Source organism: Kaistia nematophila (assembly GCF_026343855.1).
Lineage (GTDB): Bacteria > Pseudomonadota > Alphaproteobacteria > Rhizobiales > Kaistiaceae > Kaistia > Kaistia nematophila.
On sequence record NZ_JAPKNK010000005.1, the window covers coordinates 332,166 to 349,841 of the forward strand.

Annotated in this window: 17 protein-coding genes; 9 read left to right on the forward strand and 8 right to left on the reverse strand. The window is 66.6% G+C overall.

All coding sequences use genetic code 11. The features are described from left to right. Window positions 1–19: 19 nt before the first annotated feature. Window positions 20–949, reverse strand: coding sequence for an aldo/keto reductase (locus OSH07_RS14440; RefSeq protein WP_266339365.1), 930 nt, complete (start codon window positions 947–949; stop codon window positions 20–22). A gap of 163 nt (window positions 950–1,112) precedes the next feature. Then, on the reverse strand, window positions 1,113–1,994 hold the full coding sequence (locus OSH07_RS14445; RefSeq protein ID WP_266339366.1) for a LysR family transcriptional regulator: 882 nt from the start codon (window positions 1,992–1,994) through the stop codon (window positions 1,113–1,115). Between the two features lie 130 nt (window positions 1,995–2,124). On the opposite strand from OSH07_RS14445, the gene OSH07_RS14450 reads away from it, so the two are divergent. Next, window positions 2,125–3,177 (forward strand): NAD(P)H-dependent flavin oxidoreductase, encoded by a 1,053-nt coding sequence (locus tag OSH07_RS14450; RefSeq protein ID WP_266339367.1) that lies wholly within the window; start codon window positions 2,125–2,127, stop codon window positions 3,175–3,177. On the opposite strand, the gene OSH07_RS14455 is transcribed toward OSH07_RS14450, so the two are convergent. Then, a complete protein-coding gene (locus OSH07_RS14455) occupies window positions 3,174–3,917 on the reverse strand; it encodes a GntR family transcriptional regulator (protein WP_266339368.1) in 744 nt (247 codons plus the stop codon). The genes OSH07_RS14450 and OSH07_RS14455 overlap by 4 nt on opposite strands. Window positions 3,918–4,165: 248 nt before the next feature. On the opposite strand from OSH07_RS14455, the gene OSH07_RS14460 reads away from it, so the two are divergent. The 7 genes from OSH07_RS14460 to OSH07_RS14490 are packed head-to-tail and all read left to right on the forward strand — an operon-like array spanning window position 4,166 to window position 9,730. Then, window positions 4,166–5,056 carry a carbohydrate kinase family protein gene (locus OSH07_RS14460; protein ID WP_266339369.1) on the forward strand — a complete coding sequence of 297 codons (891 nt, stop codon included), beginning with the start codon at window positions 4,166–4,168 and terminating at the stop codon, window positions 5,054–5,056. Between the two features lie 9 nt (window positions 5,057–5,065). Then, complete coding sequence (locus tag OSH07_RS14465; RefSeq protein ID WP_266339370.1) at window positions 5,066–5,911, forward strand: BtpA family protein; 846 nt, start codon at window positions 5,066–5,068, stop codon at window positions 5,909–5,911. Next, window positions 5,908–6,645 carry a hypothetical protein gene (locus OSH07_RS14470; RefSeq protein WP_266339371.1) on the forward strand — a complete coding sequence of 246 codons (738 nt, stop codon included), beginning with the start codon at window positions 5,908–5,910 and terminating at the stop codon, window positions 6,643–6,645. Before OSH07_RS14465 ends, OSH07_RS14470 begins: the two co-directional genes overlap by 4 nt. Before the next feature lies 1 nt (window position 6,646). Next, a complete protein-coding gene (locus tag OSH07_RS14475) occupies window positions 6,647–6,946 on the forward strand; it encodes a hypothetical protein (RefSeq protein WP_266339372.1) in 300 nt (99 codons plus the stop codon). Further along, on the forward strand, window positions 6,943–7,707 hold the full coding sequence (locus OSH07_RS14480; protein ID WP_266339373.1) for an ATP-binding cassette domain-containing protein: 765 nt from the start codon (window positions 6,943–6,945) through the stop codon (window positions 7,705–7,707). Before OSH07_RS14475 ends, OSH07_RS14480 begins: the two co-directional genes overlap by 4 nt. Continuing rightward, on the forward strand, window positions 7,704–8,738 hold the full coding sequence (locus OSH07_RS14485; RefSeq protein ID WP_266339374.1) for an ABC transporter permease: 1,035 nt from the start codon (window positions 7,704–7,706) through the stop codon (window positions 8,736–8,738). Before OSH07_RS14480 ends, OSH07_RS14485 begins: the two co-directional genes overlap by 4 nt. Window positions 8,739–8,776: 38 nt before the next feature. Beyond that, window positions 8,777–9,730, forward strand: a complete 954-nt coding sequence (locus OSH07_RS14490; RefSeq protein WP_266339375.1) for an ABC transporter substrate-binding protein — start codon at window positions 8,777–8,779, stop codon at window positions 9,728–9,730. A 54-nt stretch (window positions 9,731–9,784) separates the two neighbouring features. On the opposite strand, the gene OSH07_RS14495 is transcribed toward OSH07_RS14490, so the two are convergent. The 5 genes from OSH07_RS14495 to OSH07_RS14515 form a co-directional block, all read right to left on the reverse strand. Continuing rightward, window positions 9,785–11,893 (reverse strand): ADP-ribosylglycohydrolase family protein, encoded by a 2,109-nt coding sequence (locus tag OSH07_RS14495; protein ID WP_266339376.1) that lies wholly within the window; start codon window positions 11,891–11,893, stop codon window positions 9,785–9,787. A 121-nt stretch (window positions 11,894–12,014) separates the two neighbouring features. Continuing rightward, complete coding sequence (locus tag OSH07_RS14500) at window positions 12,015–12,860, reverse strand: carbohydrate ABC transporter permease (RefSeq protein ID WP_266339377.1); 846 nt, start codon at window positions 12,858–12,860, stop codon at window positions 12,015–12,017. Continuing rightward, on the reverse strand, window positions 12,857–13,702 hold the full coding sequence (locus tag OSH07_RS14505) for a carbohydrate ABC transporter permease (RefSeq protein WP_266339378.1): 846 nt from the start codon (window positions 13,700–13,702) through the stop codon (window positions 12,857–12,859). The genes OSH07_RS14500 and OSH07_RS14505 overlap by 4 nt, the downstream gene beginning before the upstream one ends. A 64-nt stretch (window positions 13,703–13,766) precedes the next feature. Beyond that, entirely contained in the window at window positions 13,767–15,083 is a 1,317-nt protein-coding gene (locus OSH07_RS14510) for an ABC transporter substrate-binding protein (RefSeq protein ID WP_266339379.1), read from the reverse strand. A gap of 27 nt (window positions 15,084–15,110) precedes the next feature. Beyond that, window positions 15,111–16,115, reverse strand: coding sequence for a LacI family DNA-binding transcriptional regulator (locus tag OSH07_RS14515; protein WP_266339380.1), 1,005 nt, complete (start codon window positions 16,113–16,115; stop codon window positions 15,111–15,113). 570 nt (window positions 16,116–16,685) lie between these two features. Between OSH07_RS14515 and OSH07_RS14520 the strand changes: the two genes are divergently transcribed. Then, window positions 16,686–17,676 (forward strand): sugar ABC transporter substrate-binding protein (locus OSH07_RS14520; RefSeq protein WP_266339381.1); only part of this gene is annotated, 991 nt, incomplete at its 3' end.

A 17,676-nucleotide genomic window follows, 5' to 3' on the forward strand; every position in this document is an offset into this window, starting at 1 on the left:
CGTGCCGGGTGGTATCCCGCTAGGGCAGTACGTGCCCGGCTGCGATGAACAGGCGATACCACTCCTCGCGCGTCAGAGGCACGGCCGAACCGGCCGCTGCCTCGGCGACGCGGCCGGGCTTGGTGGTGCCCACGACCACCTGGATCCTGGCCGGATGCCGGGTGATCCAGGCGACGGCGATGCCGGTCGGCGTGACGCCATAGGCGCTGGCGAGGTCGTCGATCACGTCGTTGAGCGCCGCGTACGCGTCGCGGTCGCCGAGGAAGACGCCGTTGAACAGGCCCTTCTGGAAGGGCGACCAGGCCTGCAGCATCATGTTGTTGAGGCGCGAATAGTCGAGCAGGCCGTTGTCGCGATCGACCGACTGGTCGAGCCCGGCCATGTTGGCGGCGACGCCGGCGGCGATCAGCGGCGCGTGCGTGAGGCTCAACTGCACCTGGTTGGCGATCAGCGGCTGGCGAACTGCGCTCTTGAGCAGCTCGATCTGGCCGGGCGTGTGGTTGGAGACGCCGAAGTGGCGCACCTTGCCGGCGCTGTGCAGCGTCTCGAACGCCTCCGCGACCTCCTCGGGCTCGACCAGCGTATCGGGCCGGTGCAGCAGCAGGAGATCGAGATAGTCGGTGCGGAGCGCTGCAAGCGACTCGTCGACGGACCGCAGGATGTGCTCCTTTGAAAAGTCGAAGAAGCCCTTGCGGATGCCGACCTTGCTCTGGATGACGACCTGCTCGCGTTCGGCCGCCGTGAGGCTGACCGCCTCGCCGAACCGCGCCTCGCAGAGGTGGCGCTCGCCGCCATAGATGTCGGCGTGGTCGAAGACGTTGACGCCGGCGTCCCGCGCCGCGCCGACCAGGTGCTGGATCTCGGCCTTGCTCATCGTGGCGATGCGCATGAGGCCCAGAACGACGCTCGAGACGCTGAGGCCGGTTCGCGGCAGCGGATACATTTTCATTTTTCGGAGACCCTGGAGCGGTGGGGGGGCGACGGGGTGGATCGACGGGCAGCTTCGCGCATCGACGCCGAATGTCCAGCATCCCGACGTTCGTGTCCCGGGAGTTTTCGCGGTTCCGCGCCAGGAGGCTCCGGCCGGCCAACGCAGAGCGCGCCGTATCGCCTCAGTCCCCGATGTGCGCGAACGCTTCGAGCGTGTCGCGGAACGCGGCGAAGGCCGGCGTGGCGAAGCCGGGGCGGCTGGCCAGGTAGGTGTCGACCGTCATCAGCGGCTGTTCTTCGACGGCGCCGAGATGGCGCATCAGGTCGACGACGCTGCGCGGCATGATGCTGATGCAGGAGCCGGCGGCCGTGCAGGCGAACATGGCGTGATAGGAGCGCACTTCCTGGACCGCGAAATGCGCCTTGAGCGAACCGAAGCCGGTCAGCCATTCCTCCGCCAGCAGGCGGTAGGTGCAGCCCGGTGCAAAGGCGGCCAGCGCCCTCGGCCGGATCTCGTCCGCATGGCGGATTTCGGGATGGCCCGCGGGCAGCAAAAGTACCAGCTCCTCCCGGAACACCGGCAGCTTGTCCAGTTCGCCCGGGCCGAGCCACCATTCGCCGGCTGGCACGGCGATCAGGGCGCAGTCGATGTGACGCGCGAGCAGCGCGTCGATCAACTGGCGCGTCGGTGCGGTCGAGAGGTCGATCACAACCTCGGGCCATTGCTTGTTGTAGCGGGCGAGCGGGATCGGCAGGCGGCTCGCGACCGTGCTCTCCATCGAGCCGACGCGCAGCGTGCCGGCCGGCCCCGATGGATTGACGACCTGCTGTGCTTCCTCGGCGAGGTTCAGGATCCGGCCCGCATAATCGAGATAGGTCTGCCCCTCCGCGGTCAGCGTCATCCGCTTCCTGTCGCGCTGGAAAAGCGCCACGCCGATCTCCGCTTCGAGCTGCTGGATGCGGGTGGTGACGTTGGACGGCACGCGCCCGAGCCGCTCGGCGGCGCGGGTGATGCTCTGTTCGCGGGCGACGGCGCGGAACACCGCGAGAGCGGCGAGGTCCATGGAAATTCTCCATTGCGGAATATCTTTCGATATGTATTCTTTTAATGTGAATTCAAGTCAATGAGAATTCCCGAATGAAGAACGAGGCGAGGGGGCGGCTGTCGGCGCCGGCGCGTCTCAGGGAGGGCATATGCTCGACAGGCTTGGTGTGAACTTGCCGATCGTCCAGGCGCCGATGGCCGGTGTCTCGACGCCGGCCCTCGCTGCCGAGGTTTCGAATGCCGGCGGCCTCGGCTCCATCGGCGTCGGCGCAACCGATGCCGGCGGGGCGAGGGCGATGATCGAGGCGCTGCGCGCCGGGACCGGGCGCGCCTTCAACGTCAACCTTTTCGTGCATGGTGCGGCGAAGGCCGATCCGGTGCGGGAGGCCGCGTGGCTGGCCTGGCTCGCTCCGTTCTTTGCCGAATTCGGCGCGGAGCCGCCGCGCCAGCTGCGCACGATCTACAGGAGCTTCGCGGAAGATGCCGAGATGCTGGCGCTCTTGCTCGAGACGAAGCCGGCCGTCGTCAGCCTGCATTTCGGCCTGCCGCCGGAGGGCGTCATCCGTGCGCTGAAGTCGGCGGGGATCGCGCTTTGGGCGACGGCGACCAGCCTCGACGAGGCGCGCCGCGTCGAGGCGGCCGGCATCGACGCCATCGTGGCGCAGGGCATCGAGGCCGGCGGACATCGCGGCGTCTTCGATCCGGCGGCGCCGGATGACGGCCTCGGCACGATGGCGCTGACGCGGCTGCTCGTCCGCCGGACGAGGCTGCCCGTCATTGCCGCCGGGGGCATCATGGACGGGGCGGGCATTGCCGCCGCGCTCGATCTCGGTGCGGTCGCGGCCCAGCTCGGCACGGCCTTCATCGCCTGCCCGGAGTCCGCTGCCGATGCGGCCTATCGCGAGGCGCTCACCGGGCCCAGCGCCGGCCACACCCGCCTGACCGCGCTGATCTCCGGCCGCCCGGCGCGTGCCCTTGCCAACCGGTTCACGGCGCTGGAAGCGAAGGCGCAAGGGCGCCTGCCGCCGGATTATCCGATCGCATACGACGCGGGAAAGGCGCTCCACGCCGCGGCCAAGGCAAAGGGCGAGCATGGCTTCGGCGCGCAATGGGCGGGGCAGGGCGCGCCGCTGTCGCGTGCCATGCCGGCGGCAGAACTCGTCGCGACGCTGGCCCGCGAGCTGGCTGACGCGCGGGGCTAGAGTTCGACGCGGAAGCGGTAGCGGTCGGCGCGGTAGGTCACGACGGCGAATTCGACCGGCATGCCGCCGGCCGCCTTGGCGATGCGGGTCACCACCAGCACGGCGGAGCCCGGCTCTACGTCGAGCAGTTGCGCAATCTCGTCGCTCGCCAGATTGGCCTCGATGAACTCGACGCCGCCCGAGATCTCTACGTCCAGTTTTTCGCGCAGCCAGGCATAGAGCGAACCATCTGCCAGCTGCGCCTCTGTCGGCGGTGCGACGCTGCCGAAGAGGTCGGGCCGGATCCAGGATACTGAATAGCCCATTAGCCGGTCGTTCGCCCTGAGCAGGCGGTCCGAGCGGAACGGCTTGTCCGATGAGGCGAGGCCGAGCGCGTGCGCGACCTCGCCGCTCGCCTGTTCCCAGCCGGCCGATAGCACGGCGAAGGACGGCTTCAGCCCGCGCAGCAGCATGTCCTCGGTAAAGCCGCGGATCTGGTTGACGGGCTGGTCGACCCGGCCGCCGAGCACGATCGAGCCGACGCCCGAGCGACGGGTGATCAATCCTTCCTGGACGAGCTTGTTCAGCGCCGAGCGCGCCGTGGTGCGGCTGACGTCGAACACCTCGTTCAGATGCGCCTCGGTCGGCATGACGTCGCCGGCCTGGAATTCGCCCTCGACGATCGACTGCCTGAGGATATTGGCGATCTGAAACCACTTCGGCGCGCCGTCTTCCGAAAGCCGTGTCGCGTTCCAGCTCATGATGCCCCGCCAAATGTCATGACAATTGCATCCTGTATCACTCCCGCTGGTTGAACGGCAAGGGCGTAGCGACCCGGGCCGTTCCCATTGCCTGGAGCTCGTCTGCCGCGCCGAGCCAGGGTTGCTGTGGATTTAGTCCATATGATCAAATTTTAGCCAATTCGATCTGCAGCGCATTTTTTGCGCAATCCCGGCTTGCTCAAATGTAATGACAAAGTTACAAATCGAAACATCGCATGGAGGCCCCCTTGGCGCATTATCTTTTTGTCGGTGACGTCAGCCTGGATCTGAGCCTGCAAGCGCCGCACATGCCGGCGCCGGACGAGAAAGTTCATTGCACCGCTTCGACCGAGGGAATGGGCGGCGTCGTGACCAACACCGCCGTGGCCTTCTCGCGGGCCGGCGGCAGCGCGGCGCTCGGCATCCAGCTCGGCACCGATTTGGCCTCGAGCCAGGTGCGCGGCGAACTGGAGGCTGTGCTGCGCCTCGATTTGCGGCCGGCGGTCGTGCCGGGCGGCCTCTGCCGTGTCGTGACGATGATCGAGCCGCATGGCGAAAAGCGGCTGCTGCTCTATCCGGGCGTCTCGATCTATCCCGATGCCGCCGCGGTGGCTGCGCTCCGTCTCGACGACATCGCCCATCTGCACACCGCCTGCTTCGGCCCCGCCGCCGAGGCGCTGGTCTCCCGGGCGCGCCAGGCCGGCATAAGCTGGTCGATCGATCTGGAGCCGGCGAGCTTTTCGGGCGGTATCGCGACCCTCGCCCCCGTGCTCGACGGCGCCCGGGTCGTCTTCGTCAACGATCGCGCCGCCGACGCGATCGGCGGCGATCCGATCGCCCGCCTGCGTGACCTGGGTGTCGGCGACGTGGTGCGCACCCGCGGGCCGCTGGGCGCCGAGCTGCATCGCGAGACCGGCGAGGTGCTGTACGCGCCGCCGCCCAAGGGGCTCGTCATCGTCGACACGACCGGCGCGGGCGATTGCCTCGCCGGCTGGTTCCTCGCCGGCATCGCCGCCGGCTGGCGCATCGACACCGTGCTGGCGCGCGCCGTGCGGGCCGCGTCGATCGCCTGCACGAGGGTGGGCGCGCAGACCGCCTATCCGACGCTTTCCGAACTCGAACTCCACGAAAAAGACTGAAGAGGTAGGATGTCTCCCCCCATCGTCATGCCGGCCAAGCCGAGCGCGCTTGCAACCCATTTCGACAAGAAGAAGCCGATCATCGGCGTGGTGCATCTGCGCCCGCTTCCCGGCGCTCCCCGCTACGAGGGCGAAGCGATGCGCGACGTCGTCGCCGCGGCGCTGCGCGACGCGCGCACGCTCGCCGATGGCGGCATCGACGGCATCATGGTCGAGAACGCCAGCGACATGCCCTTCTCGCGGCCCGAGCATATCGGCTTCGAGACGGTGGCGGCGCTCTCGGTCGTCTGCCAGGAGATCCGCAACGCCGTCAGCACGCCGATCGGCATCACCTGCGTGGCGAACGGCGCCATTCCCGGCCTCGCCGTCGCCAAGGCGGTCGGCGCGCGCTGGGTGCGTGTCAACCAGTGGGTCAACGCCTATGTCGCCAATGAAGGCTTCCTGAATGGCCCGGCGGCGGAAGCGCTGCGCTACCGCGCGCAGATCGGCGCCAAGGACGTGTCCATCTTCGCCGACGTGCATGTGAAGTTCGGCGCGCACGCCATCACCGGCGACCGTTCGATCACCGAGCAGGCGACGGATGCCGAGTGGTTCGACGCCGACGTGCTGATCGCGACCGGCACCCGCACCGGCTCGCCGACGCAGCCGGAAGAGGTCGGCGAAGTCCGCGCCGGCACCAATCTGCCCGTCATCGTCGGCTCCGGCCTGTCGCCCGAGCAGGTGCCCACCCTGATGCCGGTCGCCGACGGCGCGATCGTCGGCCAGTGGCTTAAGGTCGACTCGCTCTGGTGGAACCCCGTCGATCCGGCCCGCGTCGAGCGGCTGATGAACGCCGTCGAGAAGGCGCGGACATGACGAGCCTCACCGGAGATACCGACGTCTTCTCGTCGGCGCCCCCGTCCGGCGCCGCGCCAAAAGCCTCGGTGATGTTCGTCGCCACCCGCCAGGACGAGTTGCCCGGCGTCTATGGCGAGGAACACCGCCGCGCCATCCTGGCCGTGCTCGACGAACTCGCCGCCGAGGGCTGGACGCTGTCGCTGCGCCGCGTCTTCGATCCCGAGGCGCCGAACGCGCCGCGCGCGCTCGACACCGGCTTCACCCACACGCACGACATCGCCGGCGTGTTCGAGGCGCCCGACCTCGACAGCGCGATCTCAGGCACCATCCGGCTCGAGAAGGCCGGCTGGGCGCGCGCCTTTCGCACCGAATGGCTCATGGGCGTCAAGGAGTTCGCCCCGGTCATGGGCAAGGGCGCGCTCACCGACCACGGTTGGTCCTTCCTCGCGCTCTGGGAATGGAACGACCAGTGGTGCGAGGCGACGTCGGAAGAGCGCACCGAATACGACTTCGAGTGCGACATCGCCTTCAAGGGCGACCTGGCGCTCGGCGTCAACATCGCCGGCCGCCACCGCATGGACTGGTCGCATTCCTGGCACCATCTCGGCGCCTGGGAGATCGACGGCCCCGACACCGCCGACGCAGCCATCCGCGGCCACGAGCGCGTGGCCGACTTCAAGTTCACCACATCGCGTCACATCGTGGGCCGCCTCGCGCCGCTCGCCGACCTGATCGCTCCGAGGCACGCCTGACATGACCCAATCCGTCTGGATCCACTATTCCCGCCCGCGTCCGCACTGGTACCTGCTCGCCGATCCGGAGAAGCAGGCGCTGGCCGAGGCCTGGCAGGCCGTCCGCGACGGCGCGAAGGCCGCCGGCGCCGAGTTTCACGGCCGCTTCCACATCCGCGGCCAGCACGACTTCCAGGAGGTCGAGATCTGGAAGTTCGCCGGCACCACCGAGGCGTTCAACCATTGGCAGGCGCTTTGCGCGGCGCGCTACAACGAGTTCTACGCCTTCTCGAACAATATCGGCCTGGAAACGGCCGCATGAGTACGCCGCTGCTGGAAGCAACAGGCATCCGGCGCACTTTCGGCCATGTGCAGGCCCTGAAAGGCGCCGATTTCCGGGTAATGCCGGGCGAGATCGTCGCACTGATCGGCGACAACGGCGCCGGCAAGTCGACCCTGGTCAAGATCCTTTCCGGCGCCGACAAGCCGGACGAGGGCACGCTCCGCGTCGAGGGGAGGGAGGTGAGCTTCACCTCTCCGCTCGACGCGCAGGAATGCGGCATTGCCACGGTCTACCAGGACCTGGCGCTCGCCCCGGACCTGACGCCGGCCGACAATCTCTTCCTCGGCCGGGAGCTCACCCGCAGCGGTTTTCTCGGCAAGCTCGGCTTCCTCGATCGCCGCACCATGCAGCGCCAGGCGGTCGAGCAGTTCTCCAAGCTGGGGGTCCAGCTTAAGTCGCAGCGCGTCGCGATCGCCTCGCTTTCGGGCGGCCAGCAGCAATCCGTCGCCATTGCTCGCGCGGCGATGTGGGCTAGCAAGCTCGTCATCCTCGACGAGCCGACCGCCGCCCTTGGCGTCGTGCAGACGCAGCGCGTGCTCGATCTCTGCCGGCGCGTCCGCGACGCCGGCACGTCGGTGGTCCTGATCAGCCACAACATGCCCCAGGTCCTGGAGGTCGCGGATCGCGTGCACGTGCTGCGCCTCGGCCAGACCGTCGCCGACCTCCGCGCTGCCGACGCCACCGTCGCCGACCTGGTGCGCGAAATGACCAGCGGGCAAGCCAAGGAGCTGGCAGCATGAGCAACGACCTCGCCATCGCCCCCGTCGAAAGCACGGAGGACCGCCTGCTGCGGCTCGTTGCCGGCGGCTGGATCTTCCTCCTGCTGCTCGCGCTCGTCGCGATCTTCCTGGTGCTGAAGCCGGCGCAGTTCGGCTCCGGCTACAACGTCCAGCAGCTCTTCATCAACGCGGCCATCCTGCTCGTGCTGGCCGTCGGCCAGACCTATGTGGTGATCACCTCGGGCATCGACCTCTCGGTCGGCTCGGTGCTGGTCTTCGCCTCGGTCGTCTCGGCCAAACTGATGCTGTTCCTCTCCGGCGCCGGCGGCACCACCTACGGCACCACGGCTGCGGGCTGGGACATCATCGCGATCGGAACCGTCGCGGCACTGCTCGTCGGCGCGGCCTGGGGCGCCTTCAACGGCATCCTGATCGCGGTGACGAAGATCCCGCCGCTCATCGTCACGCTCGGCACCATGGGCATGGCGCTCGGCGGCGCGCAGATCCTCTCCGGCGGCGTCGACGTCCGCGCCATGCCGGAGCTGCTGGTGACCCAGGTCGGCTCCGGCCGCATCCTCGGTATTCCGGCGCTGGTCGTGATCGCGACTGTAACCGTGATCATCGCCGGCATCGTGCTGCACATGACCCGCTTCGGCATGCATGTCTTCGCCGTCGGTTCCAATGCGGAAGCGAGCCGCCGCAGCGGCATCCCGACCATGGCGCGGCTGATCCAGGTCTACGCCATCTCGGGCCTGATGGCCGGCATCGCGGCGGTCATGTCCAACGCCCGCTTCTCGACGACCACCATCAACGGCCACGCCATGGACAACCTCGCCACCATCTCGGCGGTGGTTCTCGGCGGCACCAGCCTGTTCGGCGGCGTCGGCAGCGTGTTCGGCACGGTGGTGGGCGTCTTCATTCCCATCATCCTGCTCAATGGCTTCGTCATCCTTGGCATTCCGCCGTTCTGGCAGACGGTCGCCATGGGTGCCGTTCTGATCCTCGCCGTCTGGATCGACCAACTGAAGCGACGGCTTCGCAAACGGGGCTAGCGCCACGCACGCTCCGCAATACCAAAGGGGAATAAGCAATGACCAAGACGATCGTATCGGCGGCGGTGGGCCTCGTGCTTACCTCGCTCTCCGCCTCGGGTGCCTTCGCCCAGGAGGCCAATTCGGTGGCCCTCGTGCTCGGCTCGAGCGGCAGCCCGTTCTACCAGGCCATGCAGTGCGGCGCGCAGGCCCGCGCCAAGGAGCTCGGCCTCACGCTCACCGTCTCGGCCGCCGACCAGTTCGCGGCCGATGCGCAGATCCCGGTGGTCAACGCCGTGACGGCGAGTGCCCCGAAGGTCGCCGCCATCGTCCCGACCGACATGCAGGCGCTGATCCCGCCGATGCGCGAACTCGCCGGCCGCGGCACCCAGGTGATCACTGTCGACCAGACCATCTCCGACCCGTCGATCCTGAAGACCCAGGTGCTGACCGACAACAAGGCCGGCGGCGGCATGGCGGCCGACGCGCTGGCGGCGCTGATCGGCAAGAAGGGCAAGGTTCTGGTCATCACCCAGCCGCCGGGCTCGCTGGCGCAGGACGCCCGCGAGGCCGGCTTCGCGGAGACGCTGAAGGCGAAGTACCCTGATATCGAGTATCTCGGCCCGCAGTACCAGTCGAACGACCCGCAGCGCGCCGCCGAGATCATCACCTCGACGCTGTCGGCCCACCCGGACCTCGCCGGCGTGTTCTCGACCAACGACCAGGGCGCGATCGGCGCGATCACCGGGCTGCGCCAGGCCGGCGCCGTCGGCAAGGTGAAGATGGTGGCCTATGATGCCGCCAGCGCCGAGGTCGCCGCGCTGAAGAACGGCGAGCTCCAGGGCCTGATCGCCCAGAGCCCGAGCCAGCAGGGCGCCGTCGCGATGGACATCGCGGCGAAGCTGATCGCCGGCGAGGCCGTGGAGCCCGTCACCATGGCCGAGATCGTCGCCATCGGCGCCGACCAGCCGGAACTCGCTGACAAGTACGAGTACGTCGCCGGCTGCATGTAGCCGCCTCCGTGGCCGCCCGCCTCCCGGGCGGCCACTTTTTTCGTGCTCCCGGCGTCAGGCGGCCGAGATCTTGACGACGTCGGTCGAAAGAGCGCCCTCGCGGACGGTGAGGCCGATGCCGCCATCCCGGAACGCTTCGGCGCTGTCGTCCGTCGCCTCGATGGCGACGCCACCAACGGTGGCCGCGATCGTCGAGCCGACGACCTTGGCGCGGACGGGGATGGCCTTCTCCAACGCGAACTCGAAGGGTTTCGACGCCAGCACCACTTCCTTGTCGTCGCGGACGCGCACGATCTGCAACTCGCCAGCCTTGGTGATGCGCAGGTCGTAGTAGCGGCGCAGACCCTGGACGCGCAGCGCCACGCCGCCATGCACGGCGAGATGGATCATGATGTCGGCGTCGAGCGCATAGTCGGTCCATTCGCGCGTGCCATGCGAGACGATGCCGTCGCCGAGCGACTGCGAGATGCGGAAGCTCGGCGGGAAGCGCTTCGAGAAGAAGCTGACGCCGTTGACCCAGGCCATGCGCCAGAAATCGCCGTCGCCGGCCGGACGCTTCAGCGTCACCTCCGGCGCGCCGTCCCAGCGAAGATAGTCGACCAGGACCTTGCCATCGGCGCGCTGGCCTGAGGCGGTCAGCACGACGCCGATTTCGGCGATCGGCTGGCCGTCGAGCTCCGGCAGCTTCCAGCTGAGCACGGTGTCGGCGCCGGGCGCGAGCGTCACCACCTCGCCATCAACGTCGCGCAGCTTGTCGGCGCCGTCATAGACGCGAAGTCGCAGACGCGCCTCGACGGCGCCCTTGTTGGCGGCCGGCGCCACGACGCGCGCCGTCACCATCTGGCCCGGATAGACCAGCGGCGTCGCCATCAAGTCGTAGGTGCGCATGTTGAGCAGCTCCGGCGGCGAGAAGGTCGGGCTGATCGCCGCCGCCTCCTGGCCGGGACCGAGCGCCTCATAGCCGATCGCAAGCGCACGGGAGGGGCCGAATTCCTCATTGCCGACGCGGAGATACGCATTAGCGGTGAACCCGCCCTGCGGGCGGAATCCCTGCTGGCTGCCCGGCAGCGAGAAGTGGAACTGCGCACCGTCCTTTGGCTTGTCGAGCTTGGCTTCGCCGGCGAGCAGGCGGCCGAGATTGGCGAGATAATAGGAGACTCGAACGGCGTCATTGATCGAATTGCCGCCATCGGCGGACGAGATCAGCAGGCGGTCGGCGATCGGACCGCGCCAGTCCGGGCCGGCCTCGATGCCGTCGAGCCCGAGCATGATACCCATCAGGCAGCCGACATTGCCGGCGTTGCAGTCTGTGTCCCAGCCCGAGGTGTTGACGATCATCTGCGCTTTCTGGAAATCGTCCGGCGCATAGAGCACCGACATGATCATCAGCGCGTGGTTCGGCACGACGTGGCAGTTGCCGGGATATTTGTCGTAGCCATAGTGGTCCTGGATCAGCTGGCGGGCGACGCGCCAGTCGGCGTTTTCTCTGTGCCAGCGGCGGACGTCGGCGATCAGCCTGGCGATCAGGCTGTTGGCCGGGATGACCGAGAGGCCGACATCGAGCAGGTGGTCGATGTCGCGGCTCCTGAAGGCTTCCGCCTCCATCGCCGCCCAGAGCATCGCCGCATAGACGGATTCGCCGTCATGGCTGACCTTGCCGGCCTGCTCGGCGAGCCTGGCCGCGAGCTTCGGCTGGTTCGGCGCGACGAGCGCCCAGCCGTCGATGAAGATCTGCGCGCCGATCTGCTCGGCGACCGGCTGGCCGTTGACCTCCATCGAACCGGAGGCGGGGGCGGGGATGCCCTTCTTCAGGTTGATCCAGGCGGTGTGCTCGGTCGAGTTACCGACGCCGCCCCACCACAGGATCGAGCGCTCCTCGACGATGTAGTTGAGCCAGGCCTTGCCGATGTCCTCGGCCTTGAGGTCCGGCGAGACGCCGTAGTCCTCGAGCGCGCGGACGAAGGTGAAGGTGCCGGCGACGTCGTCATCGGTGACCACGAGCGGCTGGTCGAGGCGGTCATGGACGTAGTACTCGATCGGCCCGAGCTCCTGCATGATGCGCTGGTAGGTCCAGCCCTCGAAGGGACGGCCGAGATAGACGCCGATCAGCTTGCCGAGAACGCCGGCATAGACGCGCTCGAGATAGTCGTTCGGTAGGGTCACTGTTGCCTCCATGGAAACTTGGATCCTCTCATCACCAGGCGATGAAAGGATCTAACTCTTTGTTTGGTCGCGTCTTCCTCACGCGAACGGGTATCCGCTTCGCTCGAAAGCGCGTCTGTTCTCAGCCCTTCACCGAGCCGCCGGCCATGCCTTCGATGAAGCGGCGCTGCAGCAGGATGAAGAGGACGACGACGGGCAGGACGATGATGAGGGCGGCGGCCATGATCTCACCCCAGTCCGAGCTGTACTGGCCGCTCAGCAGGAAGAAGGAGACGATCGCCGTCATGTTGTCGGCGCCCTGCAGGAAGGTCGTGGCGATCAGGAACTCGTTCCAGGAATAGAGCCCGATGATCAGCGCGACCGTCAGGATGCCGGGCGAGACGATCGGCAGCATCACACGGGTGAAGATCTGCCAGTGATTGGCACCGTCGATCTGCGCGGCTTCTTCCAGCTCGCGCGGAATGGCGAGGAAATAGGTCCGCAGCAGCATGACGGCGAAGGGCGAGAAGATCGCCGTGTAGATCAGCGCGACCGCGAACGGATTGTTGATCAGCCCGAGCTTGGCGAAGCCGAAATAGAGAGGGAACAGGAAGAGCTGGATCGGCGCCGTCGTGGTGCCGAGCAGGTAGAAGGTGACGATCTTCCAGCTCTTGACCTTGCGCCGGGCGAGCACATAGGCCGTCAGCGAGGCGGTAGAGCAGACCAGAATGATGGTCGTCGCCGTCAGGATCGCCGAATTCAGCATGGTGGTCGAGAAGCGGGCGTCGTCCCAGGCGCGGGTGAAATTGTCCCAGCGGAAGGTCTCCGGCCATGCGAGCGGGTTCTGCACGATCTGGGTCGCCGGCTTCATCGAGTTCAGCACCAGCAGCGCGATCGGGAACAGCGTGACGATCAGCGCGATGCCGAGCGCGCCATAGGTCAGGAGCAGCGTCGTGCGGCTCTCGACCAGTTTCACTTCGTGCTTCACGACTGGAACTCCTTGGCCTGCGCCCGGATGTAGAAGGCGGTCGCCGCGAGGCCGAACAGGCTGATGACGACGGCGACGGCGGCGGCCTTGCCGACGGCGAGGTCATAGAAGGCGCTGCGATAGGCGAGGGTGGAGAGCACTTCGCTGGAAAAGGCGGGGCCGCCCTGGGTCAGGATGTAGACGAAGTCGAAGACGAGGAACGACCAGATCACGGTCATGATCATCATCAGCGTGATGGTCGGCCGGATCGCCGGGATCAGCACGTAGCGCAGCGTGTTCCAGAAGCTGACGCCCTCGACCCGGGCGAATTCGATCTGTTCCTGCGGCACCTGGCGGAGTGCCGCGAAAAAGATCACGCAGAGAAAGCCCCACCAGTGCCAGAGATCGACGGTGGCGATGCCGAGCAGCGCCGTCGAGGGCTGCGTCAGCGGATCGATTGTCGGGAAGCCCATGCGCTGGAGCATGCCGTTCACGCCCGAGACGGGGCTGTAAATCATGCCCTGCCAGACGCGCGCCAGGATGGCGGTCGCGATGATCATCGGCAGGAAATAGATGACCTGGAAGAACATGCTGCCGCGCTTGGCGACAAGCAGCAGCGTTGCCGCCAGCAATCCCATGAAGATCGGGATGGTCAGGAAGATGCCGGTCCAGATCAGGTTGTTGGTGAGCGCCGTCCAGAAGACGCGGTCGTTCCAGAGCGCCTGGAAATTCTGCAAGCCGATGAAGACGGGCGTGGTGATGCCGTCCCAGCGGAAGAAGGCCAGCGAGATGGTCAGGAGTGCCGGAACAAGGATGATGACGACATTGATGAGCAATGTCGGGACGAGATAGAGCCGATGCATGCTGGTTTCTCCGCGGGAAGAAGCGGCGGCGCCCGTCGCGCCGCCGCTCCGTCAGGCGTTGGGTTCACCGGGCCGGGATGGCCGGTACCTTGCCGTCGGCCTTTTCCTGCAGGAACGTCGCGTTGAGCTGTTCCAGGAACTGCGCCGTCGTGCTGCGGCCGAGCCAGACTTCCTCGATGCCGCTGACCAGGTAGGAATCGGTCGCCGGCGGCAGGAAGGTCCAGCTCGTGTAGCCGTACTGGTTGTCGCCGACCGCGTCGGCCAGAGTCTTCATCGTCTCGCCGTAGAGCGGCAGGCCGTTGTCGACCGTCACCTTCGACAGGTCGGAAAGCGGCGTGTTCCACTCGCCCGGCCAGGCCGAATTCATCGAGCCATAGGCCTTGTCGGAGAAGATGTAGTCGATCGCAGCGGCGGCGCCGTCGGCGTTCTTGGAGGTCGCCGCGATCGAGAAGGTCGAACCGACCCCGAGCGGATAGACCGGGCCGCCAATGCCCTCGGCGCTCGGGAAGCCGACAAAGCCGGCCTCGGCGTTGTTGGGCGGGAAGTAGGTGTTGACGCGCTGGAACTGCCAGGTGCCGGTCGGCATCATGCCGGCCTGTCCGGTCGCCATCTGCGCGAAGGCCTGCTCGTCGCTGAGCGAGAAGTAGTTGGGGCCGAAATAGCCCTTCTGCCACCATTTGTTCAGCGTATCGATCGCCTTGACGAAGGGCTCGGCCGTCCAGGGGAGTTCGCCCTTCAGCGCCTTGTAGACGTTCTCCGGGCCCGCGATCGCGTTCAGCACGATCGTGACATAGTGCTCGTTGGCCGGGCGCCAGTTGGCGTTGCCCGAGGCGAACGGAATGATCTTCTCTGCGAGCATGGCGTCGGCCAGTGCCTCGACCTCGGCGATCGTGGTCGGCGCCTTCCAGCCGTGCTTCTCGAACAGGGTCTTGTTATAGAAGAGGCCGAGTGTCTCGTAGGTCTTCGGCAGCGCGTAGAGCTTGCCGTCATACTTGCCCATCTCCAGGAAGACGGGGAGAATGCGGTCGGTCCAGCCGAAGCGCGTGACATAGTCGTCGAGCGCCAGCAACTGGCCGGCGCGTGCCATCGGCGCGACATAGGTCGGGCCGGCGGTATAGACGATGTCCGGGCCGTTGCCGGAAAGCAGCGCCACGCGCATCTGCTTGTCGAGCTCGGTGCCGCGATAGTCGATGGTCAGGTTGAAGTCGGGATTGGCGGCATTGAACGGCTCGATGATGCCGGACTTGATGTAGCCCTGCTGCTTCGGATCGGCGCTCTCGTACCACCAGGTAATGGTCTTGCCGGCCGCCAGCGCGTGCCCGACCAGGGCGGTGCTGGCGAGGAGTCCGAGCGACCCCGCGATGAATGTGCGTCTGTTCATGGTTTCCTCCTGCGATCAGTCTGACGTCTAGACCGTGCCGCGCTCGATCAGCTGGAACGGCATTTCCTCGGTAGTGCCGCCGCCCGAGCGGGATCCGCTCAGGCGGTCGATCAGGATTTCGGCGGCCTTCTCTCCCATCCGGTCCTGGAACTGCGCGACGGTGCTGAGCGGCGGTGTCACCAGCCGCGCCGCCGATATGTCGTCGAAGCCGAAGACCGCGATCTGGTCGGGGATGTCGATGCCCCGCTCGCGCAACGCCTGCATGACGCCGATCGCCATCAAATCGTTGGCGGCGAAGATCGCCGTCGGCCCGTATCCCGTGGCCAGGATGGCCTCGGCGGCGCGAGACCCCGCCATTTCGCTGAAATCATTCTCGATGATGACGAGCGGCTCGATGCCGGCGCGGCCAAGCACCTCGCGATAGCCCTCGACCCGGACGCCCTGCGGTCCGCCGGTGCCGGCCACCATCGCGATGCGGCGATGCCCCTTGGCGATCAGGTGCTCGGTCACCGCGATGGCGGCGGCGTGGCTGTCGACGAAGATGTCGTCTATCGCGAGGTCGCCGCCGCGCTTCTTGGCCGATTCGATCCGGACCACAGGGATGCCGATATCGAGCAGGGGCACGAAGTCCTGCACGCGGACGGTGAAGAACACGCCGATGACGCCGTCGACTCGGCCCTGTCGCGCCCAGTCGAGGAAATGGCGCTCGCGCGCGGGCACGCCGTCGGTGTTGACGGCGATCACGTCGTAGTCGCGCTCCTGGGCGATCTTCTGAACGCCGCGGATGAGGCCCGGATAGAAGGGGTTGGTGATGTCGGGGACGATGCAGGCGATGGTCATCGTCCGCCGCGTCTTCAGCGCCTGCGCGAAGCGGTTCGGCACATAGCCGAGTTCCTCGGCGACGGCGCGGATGCGCTGCACGGTTTCGGCCGAGACCGAAGCCGTGCTGGCGCCGCCCAGCACCATCGAAACCGTTGCCTGCGAGACGCCGGCACGGATCGCGACGTCCTTCTGGGTTGGCCTGCTCGACATTCGTCATCCATTTATACGTATTAGTTATACGTATAAATATGGGCGCGGCGGAGTCAAATGATTTCCGCCTGGGTGCGGCAGGGAGGGATGTCGTGCTGTTGCTCGATCGCGTGCGCTCGCTGGATGCGGCTCGCGCGCCGGATGGGCTCGATCCGCTTCGGCCGGTGAGGGCCGTGTATCGCCTGGCGCGGGACGAATAGCCGATCGGTCGCTTGCGCGCTCCGCGCCGAGCAGGAGGGCTCGCCGCATCTGCCGCAGCGTAACATTCTTCCCGAATTACATCCTTCCGGATGGTCCTGGCGATCCGGCTACAGAGACATATCCGTTTTGTTTTGAGCGGATGCATCGAAACATAATCGTACAATGGCCCGCTATATCGACATGGACGTTCTATATTTCTATGATCCCAATCTGATGGATCCTGAATATTCTAGAATGTTCAGGAGAAAAATATGGCAATATGTAAGAGTTATTTGGAACGTTTATGAGTAGACCGTTCCGGCGTTGCGGCTAATCTCCCGGCTTCTTTGCAACAGGCCTAAGCACAGGCACAGCTCTTGGGAGATTTCCATGGATCGCAGGTCGTTCCTGAAAGCCAGTATCGTTGGTGCCGCCGCAGCGGCCGCGCCCTATCGGGCGGCGCACGCCGAGACCCAGGCTGCCGCCGGACCGAATGACGTCCCCTCGCTCGCTGGCAAGACGATCGCGATCAGCATCGTCGGGACCGAGCACTTCTTCGACATCAAGGCCTATCAGGCGCAGATCGCCGAGGTCGAGCGGCTCGGCGGCAAGGTCATCGGGCTCGATGCGGGGCGCAACGACCAGAAGCTTGTTTCCCAGCTGCAGACCCTGGTGACGCAGAAGCCCGACGCCGTCATCCAGACGCTCGGTGCGCTGCCGATCGTCGATCCCGGCCTGAAGAAGCTGCGCGACGCGGGGATTCCCGTATTCACGGTAGACGTCGTCAGCGAGAACTCGATCAACAATTCCACGTCGGACAATTTCTCGCTCGGCGCGCAGCTTGCGCTTCAGCTTGCCTCCGACCTCGGCGGCAAGGGCAATATCGCGTTGTTCACGGCCATCGAAGGCGTCGTCCCCTGCGAAATCCGCCTGGAAGAGCTTCATGCCGTGCTGAAGCACTATCCGGACATCAAGATTATCCAGCCGGATCTGCGCGAGATCGTTCCCAATACGATTCAGGACTCGTTCCAGAAGGTGACGGCGCTGCTCGCGCAATATCCCGAGGGTCAGCTCTCCGCGATCTGGGCGTCCTGGGATATTCCCGTTCTCGGCGCGACGCAGGCCCTGCTTGCCGCCGGCCGCAAGGACGTTCTCACCTATGGCGTCGACGGCACGCCGGAATATCTCGCCCTCGTCGCCGATCCGGCTGCGCCCGCTGGCGCCGTCGCTGTCCAGCAGCCGGAGCTCATCGGCAGAACGGCGGTCCAGAACGTCGCGCGCTACCTGGCCGGCCAGAAGGTTCCCGGCACGAGCTTCGTACCGGCCATTCTTGCCAACAAGCAGAATGCGCAGGACGTGCAGAAGCTCGTTGGCCAGGTGA